At 71.0% G+C, this 19,540-nt stretch carries 16 protein-coding genes; 6 read left to right on the top strand and 10 right to left on the bottom strand.

Annotated features, from left to right (window positions below; translation table 11 throughout):
- The first annotated feature begins 87 nt into the window (after positions 1 to 87).
- The 3 genes from O7614_RS19035 (at position 88) to O7614_RS19045 (ending at position 4,936) form a co-directional block, all read left to right on the top strand.
- Positions 88 to 3,549 carry a ThuA domain-containing protein gene (locus tag O7614_RS19035; protein WP_278139812.1) on the top strand — a complete coding sequence of 1,154 codons (3,462 nt, stop codon included), beginning with the start codon at positions 88 to 90 and terminating at the stop codon, positions 3,547 to 3,549.
- A 432-nt stretch (positions 3,550 to 3,981) separates the two neighbouring features.
- Positions 3,982 to 4,224, top strand: a complete 243-nt coding sequence (locus O7614_RS19040) for a GntR family transcriptional regulator (RefSeq protein ID WP_278139813.1) — start codon at positions 3,982 to 3,984, stop codon at positions 4,222 to 4,224.
- 175 nt (positions 4,225 to 4,399) lie between these two features.
- Positions 4,400 to 4,936: an AAA family ATPase gene (locus O7614_RS19045; RefSeq protein ID WP_278139814.1), complete on the top strand. Its 537-nt coding sequence runs from the start codon at positions 4,400 to 4,402 to the stop codon at positions 4,934 to 4,936.
- A 60-nt stretch (positions 4,937 to 4,996) separates the two neighbouring features.
- Here the strand turns inward: O7614_RS19045 and O7614_RS19050 are convergent, their stop codons facing one another.
- The 10 genes from O7614_RS19050 to O7614_RS19095 all read right to left on the bottom strand — a co-directional run bounded on the left by O7614_RS19050 (position 4,997) and on the right by O7614_RS19095 (position 16,777).
- A complete protein-coding gene (locus O7614_RS19050; RefSeq protein ID WP_278139815.1) occupies positions 4,997 to 8,047 on the bottom strand; it encodes a S8 family peptidase in 3,051 nt (1,016 codons plus the stop codon).
- 181 nt (positions 8,048 to 8,228) lie between these two features.
- Positions 8,229 to 9,392, bottom strand: coding sequence for a hypothetical protein (locus tag O7614_RS19055; RefSeq protein WP_278139816.1), 1,164 nt, complete (start codon positions 9,390 to 9,392; stop codon positions 8,229 to 8,231).
- The gene (locus O7614_RS19060; RefSeq protein ID WP_278139817.1) at positions 9,385 to 10,188 is read right to left on the bottom strand and encodes a sugar phosphate isomerase/epimerase family protein; all 804 of its coding nucleotides are present in this window, start codon (positions 10,186 to 10,188) and stop codon (positions 9,385 to 9,387) included. The genes O7614_RS19055 and O7614_RS19060 overlap by 8 nt, the downstream gene beginning before the upstream one ends.
- A gap of 176 nt (positions 10,189 to 10,364) precedes the next feature.
- Positions 10,365 to 11,516 (bottom strand): dihydrodipicolinate synthase family protein, encoded by a 1,152-nt coding sequence (locus O7614_RS19065; RefSeq protein WP_278142307.1) that lies wholly within the window; start codon positions 11,514 to 11,516, stop codon positions 10,365 to 10,367.
- A 20-nt stretch (positions 11,517 to 11,536) separates the two neighbouring features.
- Positions 11,537 to 12,688 carry a Gfo/Idh/MocA family oxidoreductase gene (locus tag O7614_RS19070; RefSeq protein WP_278139818.1) on the bottom strand — a complete coding sequence of 384 codons (1,152 nt, stop codon included), beginning with the start codon at positions 12,686 to 12,688 and terminating at the stop codon, positions 11,537 to 11,539.
- Positions 12,689 to 12,726: 38 nt separating this feature from the next.
- A complete protein-coding gene (locus tag O7614_RS19075) occupies positions 12,727 to 13,521 on the bottom strand; it encodes an ABC transporter ATP-binding protein (RefSeq protein ID WP_278139819.1) in 795 nt (264 codons plus the stop codon).
- 4 nt (positions 13,522 to 13,525) lie between these two features.
- Positions 13,526 to 14,530, bottom strand: coding sequence for an ABC transporter substrate-binding protein (locus tag O7614_RS19080; RefSeq protein WP_278139820.1), 1,005 nt, complete (start codon positions 14,528 to 14,530; stop codon positions 13,526 to 13,528).
- 23 nt (positions 14,531 to 14,553) lie between these two features.
- Entirely contained in the window at positions 14,554 to 15,498 is a 945-nt protein-coding gene (locus tag O7614_RS19085) for an ABC transporter permease (RefSeq protein ID WP_278139821.1), read from the bottom strand.
- Positions 15,499 to 15,723: 225 nt separating this feature from the next.
- Positions 15,724 to 16,440: a cupin domain-containing protein gene (locus tag O7614_RS19090; RefSeq protein ID WP_278139822.1), complete on the bottom strand. Its 717-nt coding sequence runs from the start codon at positions 16,438 to 16,440 to the stop codon at positions 15,724 to 15,726.
- The gene (locus O7614_RS19095) at positions 16,433 to 16,777 is read right to left on the bottom strand and encodes a cupin domain-containing protein (RefSeq protein WP_278139823.1); all 345 of its coding nucleotides are present in this window, start codon (positions 16,775 to 16,777) and stop codon (positions 16,433 to 16,435) included. Before O7614_RS19095 ends, O7614_RS19090 begins: the two co-directional genes overlap by 8 nt.
- Positions 16,778 to 16,871: 94 nt before the next feature.
- Between O7614_RS19095 and O7614_RS19100 the strand changes: the two genes are divergently transcribed.
- Genes O7614_RS19100 through O7614_RS19110 form a run of 3 tightly spaced genes read left to right on the top strand, consistent with a single transcriptional unit; the run spans position 16,872 to position 19,494 of the window.
- Positions 16,872 to 17,945, top strand: a complete 1,074-nt coding sequence (locus tag O7614_RS19100) for a LacI family DNA-binding transcriptional regulator (protein WP_278139824.1) — start codon at positions 16,872 to 16,874, stop codon at positions 17,943 to 17,945.
- Complete coding sequence (locus O7614_RS19105) at positions 17,942 to 18,961, top strand: aminoglycoside phosphotransferase family protein (RefSeq protein WP_278139825.1); 1,020 nt, start codon at positions 17,942 to 17,944, stop codon at positions 18,959 to 18,961. The genes O7614_RS19100 and O7614_RS19105 overlap by 4 nt, the downstream gene beginning before the upstream one ends.
- A 47-nt stretch (positions 18,962 to 19,008) precedes the next feature.
- Positions 19,009 to 19,494, top strand: coding sequence for a GNAT family N-acetyltransferase (locus O7614_RS19110; RefSeq protein WP_278139826.1), 486 nt, complete (start codon positions 19,009 to 19,011; stop codon positions 19,492 to 19,494).
- The last annotated feature ends 46 nt before the right edge of the window (positions 19,495 to 19,540 follow it).

Genomic DNA, 19,540 nt, shown 5'->3' on the forward strand with positions numbered 1-19,540 from the left:
TTGACGCTCGTCACTGGCTCTCAGTACCGTGGTGCGGGCAGCGAGAAAGCGCTTTCCGACCCTCACCGTCCGACAGGGAGCGCCCCCATGCCCCAAAAAATCCGTTCGCTCTGCCTCATCCTGCTCGCCGTCGTCGCCGTGGTGAGCACCACCACCGCCCTGCCCGCCGAGGCCGCCCCCCGCTTCCGGGTGCTGGTCTTCTCCAAGATCACGAACTTCTACCACGACTCGATCCCGGCCGGCATCGCCGCCATCCAGCAACTCGGCGCCGCGCACAACTTCGAGGTCGTCGCCACCACCGACGCCGCCGCGTTCACCGACGCCAACCTCGCCACCTTCGACGCCCTGGTCTTCAACAACACCAACTCGCTGCCGACCTCGGGTGACCTGCTCAACGCCAGTCAGCGGGCCGCGTTGCAGACCTTCATCCGCAACGGCGGCGGCTGGGCCGGTCTGCACGCCGCGTCGGCCAGCGAACGCGACTGGCAGTGGTACGAGGGCCTGGTCGGCGCGATCTTCGACTACCACCCCGACTTCTCGTCCACCGGCGGCACGTTCCCCGGGCGGGTCAAGGTGCTCGACCGGGCCCACCCCTCCACCCGCAACCTGCCGGAGCTCTGGGAACAGAGCGAGGAGTGGTACAACTGGCGGACCAACCCGACCGGCAACGTGCACACCCTCGCGCAGATCAAGGTGCGCGACGGCATCAACGGGCTGGACGAGGGCGTCGACCACGCGTACTCCTGGTGTCAGCGCTACGACGGCGGCCGGTCCTGGTTCACCGCCGGCGGGCACGCCAGCTCCCAGTTCAGCAGCGCGACCTTCCTGGAGCACCTGCGCTACGGCATCGAGTGGGCGGCCGGCGCGGTCGCCGGCGATTGCTCGGCCACGAAGACCAGCAACTTCGAACGAGTGGGTCTGGTCACCGAGAACCTGGCCGACCCGTTCGAGTTGGCCGTCGCGCCCGACCGGAAGGTCTACTACATCCAGCGCACCGGCGCGTTGAAGGTCGTCAACTCCGACACCCTCCAGGTCACCACGCTGCTGGACTTCGCGTACACCTCGGCGATGACCGACCAGTCCGACGGGTTGCTCGGGATGACCCTGGACCGCAACTTCGCCAGCAACGGCTGGATCTACCTGCTCTGGTCGGACAAGACCCTCAAACAGCTCAACCTGTCCCGCTTCACCGTCGCCAACAACAGCGTCGCGCTCTCCTCGGAGAAACGCCTGCTGACCATCCCCACCTACCGGGGTGAGGGCCGGGCCAACTCGCACATGGGCGGCTCGCTGGCCATGGACGGGGCCGGGCGGCTCTACGCGGCGATCGGCGACAACACCGACCCGTTCGCCTCCAGCGGCTACACCCCGATCGACGAGCGTTCCGGCCGCGCCGCCTGGGACGCCCAGGGCACCGCCGGCAACACCAACGACCTGCGCGGCAAGATCCTGCGGATCACCCCGCAGTCCGACGGTACGTACACAGTGCCCAGCGGCAACCTCTTCGCCCCCGGCACCGCGCGGACCCAGCCGGAGATCTACGCGATGGGCATGCGCAACCCGTTCCGGATCACCGTCGAGCCGCAGACCAACGCGGTGCTCGTGGCCGACTACGGCCCGGACGCCCGCGCCGCCGACGCCAACCGCGGCCCGGAGGGGACTGTCGAGTTCAACCGGATCACCGCCGCCGGCAACTACGGCTGGCCGTACTGCGTGGGCAACAACATCCCGTTCAACGACTACAACTTCGCCACCAACACCTCGGGAGCGAAGTTCAACTGCTCCGCGCCGGTCAACAACTCCCCCAACAACACCGGCCTGACCAACCTGCCGGCGGCGAAGTCCGCGCTGGTCTGGTACGCGTACTCCGCCTCCACCCAGTTCCCCGAGCTGGGCACCGGTGGTGGCGGGCCGATGAGCGGCCCGGTCTACGACTACGACCCGGCCAACACCCGCACCACGAAGTTCCCGGAGTACTTCGAGGGCAAGTGGATCACCTACGAACTGACGCGGAGGTGGTTCAAGACCCTCTCGATCCACAAGACGGCGCAGACGTTCAGCAACGCGCGCTTCGGGCCGACCGCCGTCGGCGACCTCCAGTCGATCAACGGCATCTTCGACACCATGAGCTGGATCCAGCCCTTCGAGGCGGAGTTCGGCCCGGACGGTTCGCTCTACGTCATCGACTTCGGCGAGGGCACCGGCAGTGGTCGCGGCGGCAGCAACGCCGGGGCGGGCATCTACCGGATCGACTACGTGGCCAACGGCCGGCCACCGACCGCGAAGATCGCCGCCACCCCGGACAGCGGACGTACGCCGCTCACTGTCACCTTCTCCTCGGCCGGCACGACAGCGGGTGACGGCACGGCGCTCGGCTACGCCTGGGACTTCACCAACGACGGCAGCACCGACTCGACCGCCGCCAACCCGAGTCACACCTACTCCACCGCAGGACAGCACACCGCGCGGCTGACCGTCCGCAACAGCGGAAACGGGTTGACCGCGACCGCGGTCACCGACGTGGTGGTCGGCAACACCCGACCCACCGTGACCATCAGCGTGCCCGACGGCGGCTACTTCGACTTCGGCGACAAGATTCCGTTCACGGTGACGGTCACCGACCCGGAGGACACCACAGTCGACTGCACCAAGGTGACCGTGCAGACGCAACTCGGCCACGACTCGCACGCCCACCCGCTGGACGTCTACACCGGCTGCTCGGGGCTGCTCTCCACCGAGGCGGACGCCGGTGACGGGCACGGACCGGGGCAGAACCTCTACACCCTGATCACCGCGCAGTACACCGACGGCGGCGCGGCCGGCGCACCGGCGCTGACCGGTTCGACCCGCGTGCAGTTGCAGCCCAAGAGCCGGGAGGCCGAGCACTTCAGCACCCAGTCCGGCGTCACGGTCAACGACCGGGCCACCGCCCGCGCCGGTAGGCGGCTCGGCGACGTCGACCACAACGACTGGGTCGCGTACGGGCCGGTGGACCTGCGCAACATCGGCTCGGTCACGCTCGGAGTGACCAATGGCGGTCTCGGCGGCACCATCGAGCTGCGTACCGGGTCGCCGACCGGAACGCTGGTCGGCTCGGTCGCCATCGGCTCGACCGGCGGGTGGGACAACCTGGTCTCCCCCACCGTCACGCTGACCAACAAACCGACCGGCACCACCACCCTGTACGCGAAGTTCGTCAACCCCGCCCAGACCGGCGGCACCCCGGACCTGCTCGCCTTGGACTGGCTACGGTTCAACGGCGCCGGGGTCAAACAGGAACCGGGCGGGACGTTGTCAGTGGCCGCCAACCCGGCCGGTGGCACCGGGACGCTGAACACCACGCTCACCGCCACCGCGACAGCGCCGTCCGGGCAGAGCATCACCGACTACGCGTGGGACTTCGGCGACAACAGCGCCATCGCGCACGGGGCGACCCTGCGCTCGATCGCCCACAGCTATCCCCGTAAGGGCACCTTCACCGTCCGGGTGACGACCACCTACAGCAGCGGGGAAACCCGCTCGATGAATCTGACCGTCACAGTCAACTGACCGCAGGGGCGGTGGCGGTCGGGGTGACCCCGCCCGCCACCGCAGCACTACCAACCGAGCGCCCGTCGCCACGATCCGCGCAACATCAGGGATGTTGGTGCCTCCCATGTGTCGGAGGCAGCATCATCCAGGAAACTGCTCGAATCTTGGCGCGGAGCGTCCGGCACAGGGGGAGCAGGTATCCGACTTTCGCCTCGTCCCGGATGAGGATGAAGACCTGTGGCACCTTTGCCACAACGACCGTGGGGATTTGATCCCCGTTGACGGTGGGTACCGCCTCGGCGACCTCACCATCTTGTCCCAGCGAAGCGGGCATGTCTTCCTCCTAGTTCCCGACCACGACCTCACATCAACCTACCACTCCTGTAAGGCCTATAAATACAGGAAGGGGTGGCCATACGCTCCATGCGATCCCGGTGTTTTGCTCACCCGGTGCCCTACGAGCAGCCACTGTGGCGACAGATCAGAGATGATCTAAGAGCCAAGATCAAGGCGGGGATTTACCCAGCCGGATCGAAGCTGCCGTCTGTCCGCCTCCTGGCCGACGACTACGACACCTCGCACATGACCGTCAGGCGCGCCGTGGACACCATGATTGAGAGCGGCGAGCTGATCGGCAGAGCAGGTAGAGGCATTTTCGTGTCGGCTCCCGGCACGCCAGGTACGAAGCAGTAGCCCGGCTAAGCGAGCGGTGGTGACCGACCAGCCGTTCACCGGGCCGCGCCGGTGTAGGCCCAAGATCCCATCGACCTGGGGTTCGTGGGGCTCCGGCCCGTACGGCAAGCCATGCTCACGCTGATACATGGCCCCATTGCGCAGCCCCCTCACCCACCCGACTCGGGGAGCCCGCATGAACAACCGGTACGTCGTCATCACGGGTGGGCCGGGAGCCGGCAAGACCACGCTGCTCGACAGCCTGCGGCAGGCCGGCCATGCCTGCGTCGATGAGGCGGGGCGACAGATCACCCAGGACCAGCTTCGGATCGGCGGTCAGGCTGTGCACGGCGCGGATTCCCGGCTGTACGCCGAGATCACGCTGAGCTGGGAGATCCGCTCCTACCGCCAGGCCAGCCAGCACACCGGCCCGGTCTTCTTCGACCGCGGGATTCCGGATGTGCTCGGTTACTACCTCCTGCTCGGCTGGCCCGTACCGGATCACGTGGCCGCGGCGGCACGGCGGTTCCGCTACCACCGACGGGTCTTCATCGCCCCGCCCTGGCCGGCGATATACGCCAACGACAGCGAGCGACACCAGGACTTCGCCGAGGCGGTCCGCACCCACGACGCCATGGCCACGGCCTACACCCAGCTCGGCTACGAGCTGAGTGCCCTGCCGCTGAGCGACGTCGTCTCACGCCGCGCCTTCGTCGAGCGACTGGCACTCTGATCGTGGAGGCCCGAGCCGTGGGGCGGCGCGCAGCGGCCCCACCCCACGACTCAGAACTGGCTACTCCCAGGAACTCCGTTGGGTGTAGACGAGGTTGCCGGGGATGATCGTGCCGTTGGTGCGGTACTCGGTGTACGCCCAGACGTCGCCCTCGGCCAGCGGCTTCTTTGGCTTCAGCGTGAAGTTGAAGCCCTGACCGCGCTCTGCCGTGGAGGGCAGGGTCAGCGTGGCAGGTGAATACTTGGCGTTACGGCCGATGATGGCGTAGCCCAGGTCGACATCGACCACCGGACCACCGGGCACCTGCGCGAACACGTACGCGGTGTAGCGCCCCGGCTCGGGCAGGAACTTGTACGCCTGCTCCAGGCTGGTCCAGTACCTGTCACTGCTGTAGATGAGGGTGTCGCCCTTGTACAGGTACAGATCGAGGTTCGTGTTCGGGTCGTCGGTGTTGGCTTCGACGACGATGCCGGCAGTGTTCGCTGGCACGGTGAAGTCGACCTTCTTCACGCCGGATGCCTTCGGGTCGAACACCCCGCCGTAGACGCCGGCCGGAATCGAGTACGACTCCCGCTGCATCGGCGTGTAACCGGTGCTGCGTCCGGCGAGCGGTCCGCTGAAGCCCGGCTGGACGTAGCCGAATGCGCCGTTGGTCATCCGGCCGAACTCCTCGCCGTCGTCGGCGTACGGCCGGGCTGCGATCCCCCACGGACGGGCGGCGACCGGGATCCGGGCGGTGTGGGTCCTGCCGTGCCAGGTGATCGATCCGGTCACGTACCGGTCCCAGGGCGCGCTGCCCCGACGCACGGTGATCGTCACCGTCGCGGAGGCGCCGGGCGCCAGCGTCACCGATGCCGGCGACACGGTGACCTTCATGCCGGGCAGGCCCGACACCGACGAACGGTAGGTCTCCTTCGCCTCACCCACGTTGGTCAGGGTGCGGGTGACGGTCACCGGGCGGGTGCCGTCGTACTCGCGCAACGAGATGGCCGGCAGGTTGAGTTCCTTGCCGTCGGGCTGGGCCGTCTCGCTGAACGTGACCAGTTCCGCCGCCGTCGGTTGGATGACCAGGCCGGGGTCGGCGGCCTTGGCCAGGTTGACGAACCCACTGCCCTGCTCCAGAGGGTCGCTGGTGCCGACCGTGTCGGTGGCGGTGGTCCGCAGCGCGGAGGCGACCGCGCCGGGTGACCAGTCCGGGTGGGTGGCGCGCAGGATCGCCGCCGCGCCGGCCACGTACGGTGAGGCCATCGAGGTGCCGGAGTACGCGTCGTAGTTCCGCCCGAAGTTGCCCGCCGGCGAGACCGCCGCGATGATGTTCGACCCTGGCGCGACCAGGTCCGGCTTGAAGACGCCGAGGGTCACCTTGTCCGGGCCGGTGGAGGAGAAGTCCGCCACGCTCGGGATGCCCGGGACGCTGGAACCGTCACCGCCGCTGCGGAGGGTGACCTTCGCGTCGGTGGGGTGGCGCATCAGGTAGTTGAAGAGCGAGCCGGCCTGCTTCTCGGTCGGCAGGTAGACCACGGGGAAGTTGAAGATGGAGTTGATCCGGTAGTTGCCGACCGGGTCGAACACCACCATCGCCGCCCCGCCCTTGGCCTTGATCTCGGCGGCGGAGCCGAACATGTCGGACAACGCGCAGGCGACGACCTTGCCCTTGATCTTGGCAGGGTCGAGGCTGCCGGGCTCGCAGTAGACCGCGCCCAGATCCGGCGAGCCGGCCTGTTCGCCGAAGACCATCGGTCGTGAGTCGCCGCCGGGCAGGGCGTCCAGCGAACCGCCGACGAGCTTCGTGCCGTCGCCCAGCTTGACCGTCGCCTCGTCGAGCTTGGTCACCGCCGCGCCGACAGTGGTCACCCACGGCGCCGCGTTGCTGATCGCCCCGCTCACGATGCCGGTGTTGCCCGCCGACGCCGCCACGAAGACACCGGCCAGCGTGGCGTTGAGGAACGCGATGCCGATCGGGGTGTTGGCCTCCCAGTCACCGAGCTGGGAGCCGATCGAGAAGTTGATCACCTGTACGCCGTCGGCGACGGCGGCGTCGATGCCGGCGATGATGTCGGCGTCGTAGCCCATGCCACCCCAGAGCACCTTGTAGACGGCGATCTGGGCGTCCGGGGCCACCCCGGCGACGGGACCGAAGCGGCGACCGTCGATCGTGACGTTCGACTGGGGCAGGCCGGCAGCGGTGGAGGCGGTGTGCGTGCCGTGCCCGGACATGTCGCGGGGGGACAGCATCTCGCCGTCGGGCACCGAGCCGCCGTAGGCGAGCCACGAGTCGGCGAAGTACCGGGCGCCGACGATCTTGCCGTTGCAGTGTTCGGCCACGAAGCCGACACCGGTCTGGCAGGTGCCGCGCCAGGTCGCCGGGGCGGGCATCTTCTTGGCGAACGACGCGCTCTCCGGCCAGATGCCGGTGTCCAGGACGCCGATCACCATGCCCGCGCCGGTACCGGGGCCGGGCTTAGCGGGCTTGTCCGGCTTACCGGCGGCGTCCGCTCCCGCCGATTGGTCCACCTCGTCGGGAGTGGGGGTGGGGGTGGCCGGGGCGCTGGGGGCGGGTGCGGTCGGCGGGGGCGTCGGGGTGCCGAGCGCGCGGGAGGCGGTCACGGCGCGGACGCGCTTGTCCGCCCGCAACGCGGTGACCTGCTGGGGGGTCAGCTTCGCGGAGAACCCGTTGAAGGCGGTGGTGTACGCGGCGGTGACCTGGACCTTGGCGGCGGCGGCGACGGCGCTGCGCTGCGCGTCGAGGTGGCCGCGGTAGGCCCGTGCCGGTGCCGACGTCACGTCCAGCCGGCCACCCGCCTGCGGGCGGGTTCGCGCCAGCCCGGACGAGCCGCCGGCGTACGAGGTCAGGGGGTCCTCGGCCAGCTCGACGATGTACATGCCGGGGCGGGTCTCGTCCGCTGCGGCCTGTCGGTCGGCCGCCTTCCGGCCGCCCGGTCGGCGATCGGCGCCGTCGGCCAGGGTGACCTTCTTGTCGGACCCGGCGGTGAAGTAGCCGGCGCTGCCGCCACCCGACGGCCCTGCGGGTGCCGCCGACGCCGATCCCGCGACGCCGGTGGTACCGGTGACCAGGGCGAGGACCAGCGTCGGTATCGCCAGTCTTCGCACCTTGTTTCTGCTCGTGCTGGTAGCCACGAGGCTCCTTTCGATGGCTCCTTTGTGGAGCACTGTTCCGATCGCGACCCGCTCATGGGAGCGCTCCCCCACCTAAGCCGCCGATGGTTAATCGAGGGTTCGGAGAGTGTTTCGGATCGCTGGTGCGTATAAGATCACGATCCGTCAGCCGCGACTAGATCAACTTTCTGCGATGCCGCCACAGCGCAGTGCACACCCCGGCCAGGGCGAGGCCGAGCAGCGGCGCGACACCGACGCCGGCGAGCGTGCAGGCCACCGCCAGCAGCGCCAGCGGCACCCAGCACCAGGCGGGCACGGTCCGCGGCGCACGACCGCGGCGGCGCGCTGCGGCCTCGGTCGCCATCGGCACCACCAGCACCGGCAGCGCGGCGGCCAGCAGGGTCAGCCAGGGCAGCACCAGACGGTCGAAGCGCGCCACCGCCAGCAGCCCGCCGAGCACCGCGACGGCGAGCATCGCCGCCCGCGCCGGCACCCGGGGCGCCAGGCCGCGCACCGCCAACGAACCGGAGTACGTGGTGGTCAGCGCGGCGGCGAAGACCGCCACCGCGACGAACAGATTCGCGTACGCGGCCAGGCCCGACCCGGCGGCCAGCAACGCGACCACGTCCGCCTCACCGGTGCGCAGCCACAGGCCGGCACCGGCGATCACGCCGAGCAGCGCCGGCCCGACCAGCAGCCCCACACACCAGAGCAGGTCCCGCCGCCGGGCGAGGCCGGCACTGAAGTCGGGTGCGCGCAGCGCGAACACCGCCGCGTAGCCGATCAGCGCGGCGGCGTCGGCAAACCCACCGAAGGCGAGCCGGACGGGCGCGCCGGGCGGTGCCAGCACGGCCAGGCACCAGCCGACCAGCGCCACCGCGCTGAGCGTGGTGACCACCGCGATCCGGTTGCCGAGTCGGGCCGGCGCCCAGGAGACACTGAGGACCGCCACCTCCAGCAGGGCCGGCCCGGCCCAGCCCGGCAGGTGCGTCAACGCGGCCAGGGACGCACCGCCGAGCCCGACGTTGAACCCGTTCCACCCGACCATCGACACGGTCAGCACCGCCGCCAGCAGCAACCGCGAGGTGTTCCCCAGGTACGCGGGCAGCACCGCGGTCAGCGTCCCCCCGTCGCCGAGCGGCCGGCGCAGACCGATCCGGCCCTGCCCCCAGAGCAGTGCCGCCATCAGCGCCCCGCCGACCAGCAGACCCGCCACCGGCACCGCCCCACCGTGCCGGGCGGCCATCGCCGCGCCGAGCACCAGCGTGGCAGGTGCGGTGCCGATACCCAGCCACGCGCCGACCGCCGCCGGCCAGCGCCGTTCGGCAGTCTCAGACAACGTGGCGCAGGTAGCCGGCCACCGCCGCGTCCAACACCTCGGCACCCGGGCGCGCCCACACCTCGGCGGAGAAGACCTCCACCTCGATCGGGCCGACGTAACCGGCCGCGTCCACCGCCTCGCGCAGCCGGCGCAACTCGATGCACCCGTCGCCGGGCAGCGCCCGGCCGAGCAGCACCCCCTCCGGCAGTGGCGTCACCCAGTCGCAGACCTGGAACGCGGCGATCCACTCCCCGGCCCGCGCGATCTGCGCGTACACCGTGTCGTCCCACCAGACGTGGTACGCGTCCACGACCACGCCGACCACCGACGGGTCGAACCGCTCGGCGATGTCGAGCGCCTGGCCAAGGGTGGCGATCACGCAGCGGTCGGCGGCGAACATCGGGTGCAGCGGTTCGATCGCCAGCCGTACCCCGGCGGCCTCGGCGTGCGGGGCCAGCTCACCGATCGCGTCGGCGACCCGCCGCCGGGCGCCGTCGATGTCCCGGCTGCCCGGCGGCAGCCCACCGGAGACCAGCACCAGTTCCGGGGCGCCCACTGTGGCCGCCTCCTCGATGGCCCGCAGGTTCTCCGCGCGCCAGTCGTCGGCCGAGAAGAAACCACCCCGGCACAGCGAGGTGACGGTGAGACCCGCGTCGCGGACCAGCTTCGCCGAGCGGGCCAACCCGTACTCGGCCACCGGCTCCCGCCACAACCCGATGCCCGGCACCCCGGCCGCGACGCAACCCGCCACCACCTCCGGCAGCGGCCAGCGCTGGGCGGTGGCCTGGTTGAACGAGAACCGTGCGAGGCTCATTGAGCTGGTCTTCGCTCCCGACTGCGGGGCTCGCAACACCGGCTCACTCCTCGCGCTCACTGGGCTGGTCTTCGCTCCCGACTGCGGGGCTCGCAACACCGGCTCACTCCTCGCGCTCACTGGGCTGTTCTTCGCTCCCGACTGCGGGGCTCGCAACACCGGCTCACTCCTCGCGCTCACTGGGCCACCCCGGCAACCGTGAAGAACGCCCGCGCCCGGGCCGCGGCCAGGTCGGCGTCCGGCAACAACCCGGCCGCGTCGGCCAGGGTGAGCAGGGTGGCCAGGTGCGCCGGAGACCGGCCGGACTGCGCGCCGCCGACCATGGTGAAGTGGTCCTGGTACCCGGCCAGCCAGGCCAGGAAAACGATCCCCGTCTTGTAGTGCCAGGTCGGGGCCGTGAACAGGTGCCGGGCCAGCGGCACGGTCGGCGCGAAGATCTCGTCGTACGCCGCCAGGTCCCCCCGGTCCAGTGCGGCGAACGCGGCGGCTGCGGCCGGCGCGATGGCCGCGAACACCCCGAGCAGAGCGTCGGAGTGCCCCACCTCGTCGCCCCGGATCAGCTCCGGGTAGTGGAAGTCGTCACCGGTGTAGAGGCGTACCCCGGCCGGAAGCCGGCGGCGCAACGCGACCTCCCGGTCGGCGTCCAGCAACGACACCTTGATGCCGTCCACAGCCGACTGATGCGCCTTGATCAGCTCGACGACCGTGTCGGCGGCCAGGTCCAGGTCCACCGCACCCCAGTAGCCGGTCAACGCCGGGTCGAACATCGGGCCCAGCCAGTGCAGCACCACCGGCTCGTCGGCGGCGCTCAGCAGCTCGTCGTACACCCGGAGGTAGTCTTGCGGGCCGCGCGCCGCGGCGGCCAGGTGCCGGCTGCACATCAGCACCGGGCGGGCGCCGGCTGCGCGGACGTCGCCGAGCTGTTCGAGGTACGCGGCGGTGACCGCCGCCAGGGTGGCCGGGCCGGTCGGCAACTGGTCCGTGCCGACCCCGGCGACGATCCGCCCGCCCACCGCGCGGGCCTCGGTGGCGCTGCGGCGGATCAGCTCCCGGGTGGCCGGGTAGTCCAGCCCCATCCCCCGCTGGGCGGTATCCATCGCCTCGGCGACCCCCAGCCCGTACGACCAGAGGTGTCGCCGGAAGGCGAGCGTGGTGTCCCAGTCCACCGCCGCCGGGGCACCCGGCACGTTCTCGGCCCTCGGGTCGGCGACCACGTGCGCGGCGGCGTACGCGATCCGGCTGGTCGCCGGCGCGGCCGGACGGGCGAAGCCGCCGCCTCCGGTGAGCCGGTGCCGCCGGCCGCCCGGCAGCACCACCTCGGCCGTCACCGGCGGCACCACCTCGGCCGTCACGAGCGCAGCTCCGGCACCTCGACCCGACCGCCCTCGCGGGCGGAGCGCAGCCCCAGCTCGGCGAGCTGCACACCGCGCGCTCCGGCCAGAAAGTCCCAGCGGAACGGCTCGCCGGCCACCACGTGCCGCAGGAACGCCTCCCACTGCACCTTGAACCCGTTGTCGAACTCCTCGTTGTCGGGCACCTCGGCCCACTGGGTCCGGAAGTCCTCGGTGGCCGGCAGGTCCGGGTTCCACACCGGCTTCGGGGTGACCGCCCGGTGCTGCACCCGGCAGTTGCGCAGGCCGGCGATCGCGCTGCCCTCGGTGCCGTCGACCTGGAACTCCACCAGCTCGTCGCGGTACACCCGCACGGCCCAGGACGAGTTGATCTGGGCGATGATCCCGCCGTCGAGTTCGAACACGGCGTACGCGGCGTCGTCGGCGGTGGCCGGATAGACCTGACCTGCCTCGTCGACACGCTCGGGCACGTGGGTGGCGGTCACGCAGGACACCGCCCGCACCCGGCCGAACAGCTCCTCCAGCACGTAGTGCCAGTGCGGGAACATGTCGACCACGATGCCGCCGCCGTCCTCGGCCCGGTAGTTCCACGACGGCCGTTGGGCGGGCTGCCAGTCACCCTCGAAGACCCAGTAGCCGAACTCGCCGCGCACCGAGAGGATCCGGCCGAAGAAGCCACCGTCGACGAGGCGCTTGAGCTTGCGCAGACCCGGCAGGAAGAGCTTGTCCTGTACGACGCCGGTGCGTACCCCGGCCGCGTCCGCCGCCCGGGCCAGGTCGAGCGCGGCGGCGGTGTCCTCGGCGAGGGGCTTCTCCGTGTAGACGTGCTTGCCGGCCTCGATGGCCTGCCGGATCGCCTTCTCCCGCTGCTGGGTGACCTGGGCGTCGAAGTAGATCTCGACGTCGTCGCGGGTCAGCGCGGAGGTCAGGTCGGTCGTCCAGTCGGTGAGTCCGTGCCGCTCGGCGATCTCGCGGAGCTTCGTCTCGTTGCGCCCGACCAGGACCGGTTCCGGCCAGATGGTCGTGCCGTCGGCCAGCGTCACGCCGCCGGATTCGCGGATGGCCAGCAGCGAGCGGACGAGGTGCTGGCGGTAGCCCATCCTTCCGGTCACACCGTTGACGATGATGCCGATCGACCTGCGGGTCATGGTGTTCCTTCCGTCGTGCTGGTCGTGCCGATCCGCGCTCAGTGGTTGGCGGCCGCGCTGCCGAGCAACCCACGCAGGTCGGTGGCGAGCCGGTCGAACCGGGGGTCCGACATCACCTGCGCGTAGTCGCGGTGCGCCGGCAGGTCGACCGGGAAGGTGCGGATGATCCGGCCGGGCCGCGCGCTCATCACCACGACCCGGGTGCCGAGGAAGACCGCCTCGGCGATGGAGTGGGTGACCAGCACGACAGTGGTGCCGGTCTCCCGCCAGATCCGGTGCAGTTCGGCGTTCATCTGCTCCCGGGTCAGCGCGTCCAGGGCGCCGAACGGCTCGTCCATGAGCAGCACCGGCGGGGAGTGCAGCAGCGCGCGGCAGAGCGCCACCCGCTGCTGCATGCCGCCGGACAACTCGTGTGGCAGTGCCTTCTCGAAGCCGGTCAGCCCGGTCATCTCGATCAGCTCGTCGGCGCGACGGGACGCCTGGGCCCGGTCCATGCCGCGCATCTCGGCCTGGAGCAGGATGTTCGCCCGGGCACCGCGCCACTCCAGCAGCGCGGCCTTCTGGAAGACGAAGCCGATGTCCTTCTGCGGGCCGCGCACCGGGCGTTGCAGCAGTGACACCGCGCCGCTGGTGGGCGTGACCAACCCAGCGACGATCTTCAGCAGGGTGGACTTGCCGCAGCCGGACGGGCCGACGATCGTGACGAACTCACCGGGCTCGATGTCCAGCGACACGTCGTCCAGGGCGGTGGTCTGGGACCGCCGGGAGGTGAACCGTACGGTCACTCCGGACATCCCGATGGCGGTGCCGGTGGCTGCCGGCGCGGCGGTCACCGGGTCACCCCTGTGCCGCGTACGACGAGTCCCAGTACGCGTTGGGCGCGCCGGGGTCCTTCAGCTCCGCGTAGCGGGACATCAGGTCGATGGTCTCGGTCCACTGGGCGTCGGTGTTCACCCCGGGCGGCCCTTCGCCGCCGAGGAGCGGCAGGACGAGGGTGAGTTGCTTGGTGAGCACCTCGGGCGCCGGCTCGTTCTCGGCCAGCGCGGCCATCGCGGTCACCGCACCGGCCGGGTCGCGGGCGGCGTCGGCCCAGGACTTCTGGGTGGCCCGGACGAACTTGCGGGCCAGCTCCGGGTCCTTCTGCAGGGTCTGGGTGTTGGCGATCAGGCCGGTGCCGAGCAGGTTCATCCCGTAGTCGGCGAAGAGCAGGACGTCGACCGTCTTACCGGTCTTGCTCTCTATGGTGGGCGCCTGGTCGTGGAAGAAACCCATGATGGCGTCGACCTTGCCCTCGGCCAGGGCCGCGATCTTGCCGGCGGCGTCGACGTTGACGACCTTGACGTCGGTCTGCTTGAGGCCGTTCTTCTCCAGCCAGGCCGGGAAGGTCGCGTAGAGGGCGTCACCGGGAGTGCCCCCGACGGTCTTGCCCTTGAGGTCCGCCGGGGTCTTGACGCCCTCCTCCGCGAAGAACTCCACCGAGGAGGGGCCCTTCTCCAGGTACGCGCCGAGGCTGCGCACCGGCATCCCGGCGGCCACCGACTTGAGCAGCACCGGGCTGTCGGCCCAGCCGAAGTCGGTCTGCTTCTGGGCGACCTGCTTGACCGTGTTGCCCGAGCCGTTGCCCGGCAGGATCTTCAGGTCGATGCCCTCGGCGGAGTAGTAGCCGTTCTGCAGGCCGTAGTAGAACGGCGCGTGCTCTCCGTAGGGCACCCAGTTCAGGGTGAGGGTGACCTGCTTCTTTCCGTCCGCGCCGGTCGTGCCGGCGGAGTCGTCCCCACCGCAGCCGGTGGCGGCGATCAGCAGGGCGGCGGTGACCAGGATGGTGGTGGCGGTGCGTTTCATCGGTGCCTCCGTGATGGGGTCGGTCAGGAGGTGGTCAGGGACACGCCGGCCCGGCGACTGGCGTGCCACGGGATGAGCAGTGCCTCGGCGATCTCGACCAGGACGAACAGGACGATGCCGATGGCGGACATCAGGATCAGGTCTGCGAACAGCAGCGGGGCGTCGAGGTTGCCGTTGGCCAGCAACAGGACGTAGCCGAGCCCTTCGCTGGCGCCGACGAACTCACCGACCACGGCGCCGACCACCGCGAGGGTGACCGCCACCTTGAGACCGGCCATGAGGTGCGGCAACGCGTTCGGGAAGCGGATCTTGCGGAAGGTGCGCCACGGCCCGGCCCCCATCGTGGCGGCCAGGTCGAGCAGTTCCGGGTCGGTGGAGCGCAGCCCGGCCACGCCGGAGATGACCACCGGGAAGAACGCGATGAGCACCGCGAGGATGATCTTCGGGGTGAGGCCGAGGCCGAACCAGACGACCAGCAGTGGCGCGATAGCGATCTTCGGGATGACCTGCGCGAACAGGACGATCGGGTAGAGCGCCTTGTCCAGGGTGCGGGAATAGGCGATGGCGACCGCTGTCGCCAGACCCAAGGCGGCGGCCAGCACGAAGCCGAGCACCGTCTCGTAGAGGGTGACCAGTGTGTGCCGCGCCAGCTCGGACCACTGCCCGGTCATCGTCTCCCAGACCTGGCCGGGTGTGGGCACCAGGTAGTTCGGGACGTACTCCTGGGCGGCCACGAACCACCAGGCGGCAAAGAGGACGGCGAGCACCAGCGCCGGACGCCAGAGCGAGTCGGCGAAGGCCGCCGCCCGCCGACCGAGCGTCGGCCGTGGTGGACGGCCACCACCGCGCGGCGGACCGGCCACCCGCGGCGGTATCGCCTCGTCCGCCGTGGTCGGGGTCGCGCGCTCGCTGTCGACCGCCTCGGCTGCGGTACGGCGACCTGCGGTGTCCAAAGAGTTCTCGGTCACGCGAAACCTCCTCGGGCGCCCGGCAGGGCACCGGCATCCGGGCCGATCGGCGGATCAGGCAAACGCTTTCCTGGGAGCGTAGGCGGCCCCCCATACACCAGGCAAGGCCTTTCCTCGATCTGTTACCCGCCACCCGGCTCGACGCGCGTCAATGCCGGTGTGCTGGAGGCAGCGCTCGGACACACCGGATCCGGGTGGACCGCCCACCGTGGACCGACGGCGGCGTCAGGAGGCCGCCGGGTAGGTGTCCAGGAGCCCACACATGCCCAACCGACCCCGTTCGACCGGCTCGTCCACCGCGTACACGCCCGCCTCGTCCAGGTGCCGTGGGTCCCCCCGCTCCAGGGCGTCGAGGTGGGCGCCGGTGTCGGCGGCGGCCCGGCCCGCGCCGGCCGCCCACCGCTGCCGCCACCTCGCCAACAGCGGCGCACGCAACGCAATCGCGGCGCTGTGGAAGGCGGCGAGCGCCATCGGACCGCCGGACCGCAGCGCCTGGAACCCGGTCACCGCCAGATCACGTCGGCGGTACGCGGCCCGCACGTCCGCGCCCGGCGCTCCCCCGCCGGGCAGCGCCGCCGCGGCGGCGTACGCGGCCGGGTCGGCCAGCACGTCGGGCGGGAAGGTGAGCACCGCGTCACCGGCTTCGGGCAACCCGCTGTTCTGCATGAGCACCACGATGGTCAGCCCGCCCCCGTTGACCAGGCGGTGCACGGTGCCCGGCTCGAACCAGACGACCGCCCCCGGCCGGAGCGGCGTCTCCCGGAAGCCGGCAGCGGTCAGCGTCTGCACGGCACCCTCGCCGTCGGTCACCACGTAACCCTCGGTGCAGCACAGGTGCACGTGCGGGGTGCCGCCCACCAGCCCGTCCGGGGCGACCGTGTCGTAGACGCGCAGCCGGGAGACCCCGATCCCACCGGGCAGCGGGGCCGACCGGTCAGGCATCGAAGTACTCGTCGGTGTCGTCCGCCGCCGGTAACGACACCAGCAGCACGGTCAGGTCGCCGATGGCCCGGTGCCGGCAACCCGGCTTGATCAGGAACGCGGACATCGGTCGGGCCGGATGACGGACGCCGTCCAACTCGACCTCACCCTCACCGGCGAGCACGATGTAGTACTCGGTGGCGATCCGGTGGTGGTGGGTGACCGCGTCCTGCACCTTCAGCAGGTGCACACTGCTCTGGCCGTCGCTCTCGGAGATGAAGCCTCGTCGGGTGGTGCCACACGAGCAGCGTCTGGCGGGAAGTTCGTCGAGTTGGAGTACCGCGAAGCGATCGGACACGGCCGGGCCTCCCTGCGGGAAAGGGCTTTCTCTGCGGTACCGTGACGCTAGCCGGCACGACGAAACGCCGTCAACAGACCGAGGGGGGCGGGCCATGGCGACCCTGTCCGATGTGGCACGCCGGGCGGGCGTCTCACCCGCCACCGCCTCCCGTGTCATCAACGGCAGCAGCAAACCGGTCACCGACGAGTTGCGCGAGCGGGTGCTCGCCGCCGTCGCCGAGTTGCAGTACGTGCCGAACGCACACGCCCAACTGCTGGCCCGCTCGCACCGCAGCGCGGTCGGCGTGATCGTGCACGACGTCTCCGACCCGTACTTCGCCGAGATCACCCGAGGGCTGCAACGGGTCGCCACCGACCAGGGCCGGCTGCTGATGATCTGCAACAGCTATCGGGACCCGGACCGTGAGTTGGAGTACGTGGAGCTGCTGCGCGGCCACCAGGTGGCGGCGTTGATCCTGGCCGGCTCCGGCTACCACGACGAGGCGTTCACGCGGCAGCTCAACGAGAAGCTCGCCGCGTACGAGGCCACCGGCGGGCGGGTCGCGGTGATCGGCCGGCACGAGCACTCCGGCGACGCGGTGATGCCGGACAACCGAGCCGGCGGCTACCTCGCCGGTCGGGAGCTGTGCGGGCTGGGGCACCGGGCGATCGGCGTCGTCGCCGGCCCACGGATCCTGACCACCACGACCGACCGGCTGGCCGGCCTCCGCCAGGCCCTCACCGAGCAGGGCCGCGAGCTGCCGGAACGGCGCATCCGGTACGCGGAGTTCGACCGCGACGGTGGCGCGGAGGCGACCGCCCGACTCCTCGACGCCGACCCGGAGCTGACCGCGATCGTGGCGCTGAACGACTCGATGGCCATCGGCGCGCTCGCCACCCTGCGAGCGCGCGGGTTGGCCGTGCCGCAGCAGACCTCCGTGGTGGGCTTCGACGACATGCCGATCGCCCGGGACGTGACCCCGGCGCTCACCACCGTGCGACTGCCACTCGTCGACATGGGAGCGCGCGCGATGTCCCTGGTACTCGACGCCGGAGCGCCGGCGCCCCGGATCGAGGTGCTCCCCGCCGAACTGGTCCGCCGCGACACCGCCGGGCCCGTCCCGCCTTCCGTCCGCGCGACTGCCGGCTCGACGCCGCGCGCACGGCGGGGAGACGCCACGTCGTGACCGGGGTCAGCCCGACTCAACGGGGCATCACCAGCGCCGACGTGCAGCATCTGGTCGGCGCGTCCTTCGGGCCGCACACCCGGGTCCGGGACACCGGTCCACTGACCGGAGGTGGATACGCGACGGTCTGGTGGGCGTTGCTCGACGACGACCGTCGGGTGGTGCTGAAGCTGGCTCCACCGGCCGGGACGCCGCTGCTGCGCTACGAGCACGGGCTCTGCGCGGCCGAGGCCGACTATTTCCGCCTCGTCGCCGAGCACGCGCCGCAGGTACCGGTGCCCGTCGTGCTGGATCACGGCACCGACCCGGCGTACGGCGAGTGGTTGTTCACCACGATGCTGCCCGGTCGATCACTGTCCGACCTGGCCGAGGCCGGCATCGCGGTCGACGACGGCCCGACCCGGCACGACCTCGGCTCGGCCCTCGCCGTGCTGCACCGGGTCACCGGCGACCGGTTCGGCTACGACGGCGACCGGCCTGCGGGGTCGACCTGGCGGGCCGCGTTCACGGCGATGCTCGACGCGCTGCTCGCCGACGCGTCCGACTGGAACGTCCGGCTGCCTTTCCCGCCGGAGCGCCTGCACGGGCTCGTGGATCGGCACGCCGACGTGCTGGACGAGGTGCGCCGCCCGGCACTGCTGCACTTCGACTGCTGGGACGGCAACGTGTTGGCCGTGCCCGACCCGGGTGGCCGGCTGCGGTTGTCCGGCCTGGTGGACGGCGAACGGTTCCTGTACGGCGATCCGCTGCTGGACCTGGTCTCGCCGCTGCTCTTCCGTCGCGCCGAGGACGAGCCGGAGCACCCGTTGCTGTGCGGCTACCGGGCCGCCGCGGCCGAGCCGCTGGTGCTGGACGCCTCGGCACGCCGCCGGTTGGGTCTGTACCGGCTACACCTGTACCTGCTGATGACTGTGGAGATGCCCAGCCGCGGCATGACTGTTCGCAGCCACCCGGGGCGGCACGCCCGCCTGGCGGGTCTACTCGACGCGGAGATCGCCGCGCTCGGCACCAGCTGAACGAATTACGTTGCCCAGGTGTCGGGCGGCCTCCTAGCGTGCTCTCCGTGCGAATTCGGGAGTTCGAAGCGGCGGACTGGTCGCAGGTGTGGCCGATCGTGCGGGAGGTGATCCGGGCGCAGGACACCTTCACCTACGACCCGGCGATGACCGCCGAGCAGTCGTACGCCATCTGGGTCGAGGCGCCGCCGGGTCGGACCGTCGTCGCGGTCGACGGCGAGCGGGTGCTCGGCACCGCGAAGATGGGTGCCAACAAGCCCGGACCAGGGGCGCACGTTTCCACCGCGAGCTTCATGGTCGCCGCCGACGCCCGCGGTCGGGGCGTCGGCACCGCGCTGTGCCGCGACGCCCTGGCCTGGGCCCGCCACCAGGGGTACGCGGGCATGCAGTTCAACGCCGTCGCGGAGAGCAACCGGTCGGCGGTGGAGCTGTACCAGCGGGAGGGCTTCACGGTGATCGGCACGGTGCCGGGCGCGTTCCGGCACCCCACCCTCGGCCGGGTCGGCCTACACGTCATGTACCAGGAGTTCTGACCGCGCCGACCTGCCAGCTCGACTGGAGCTGTGCTGGTGGGTCGGC

Source organism: Micromonospora sp. WMMD961 (genome assembly GCF_029626145.1).
Lineage (GTDB): Bacteria > Actinomycetota > Actinomycetes > Mycobacteriales > Micromonosporaceae > Micromonospora.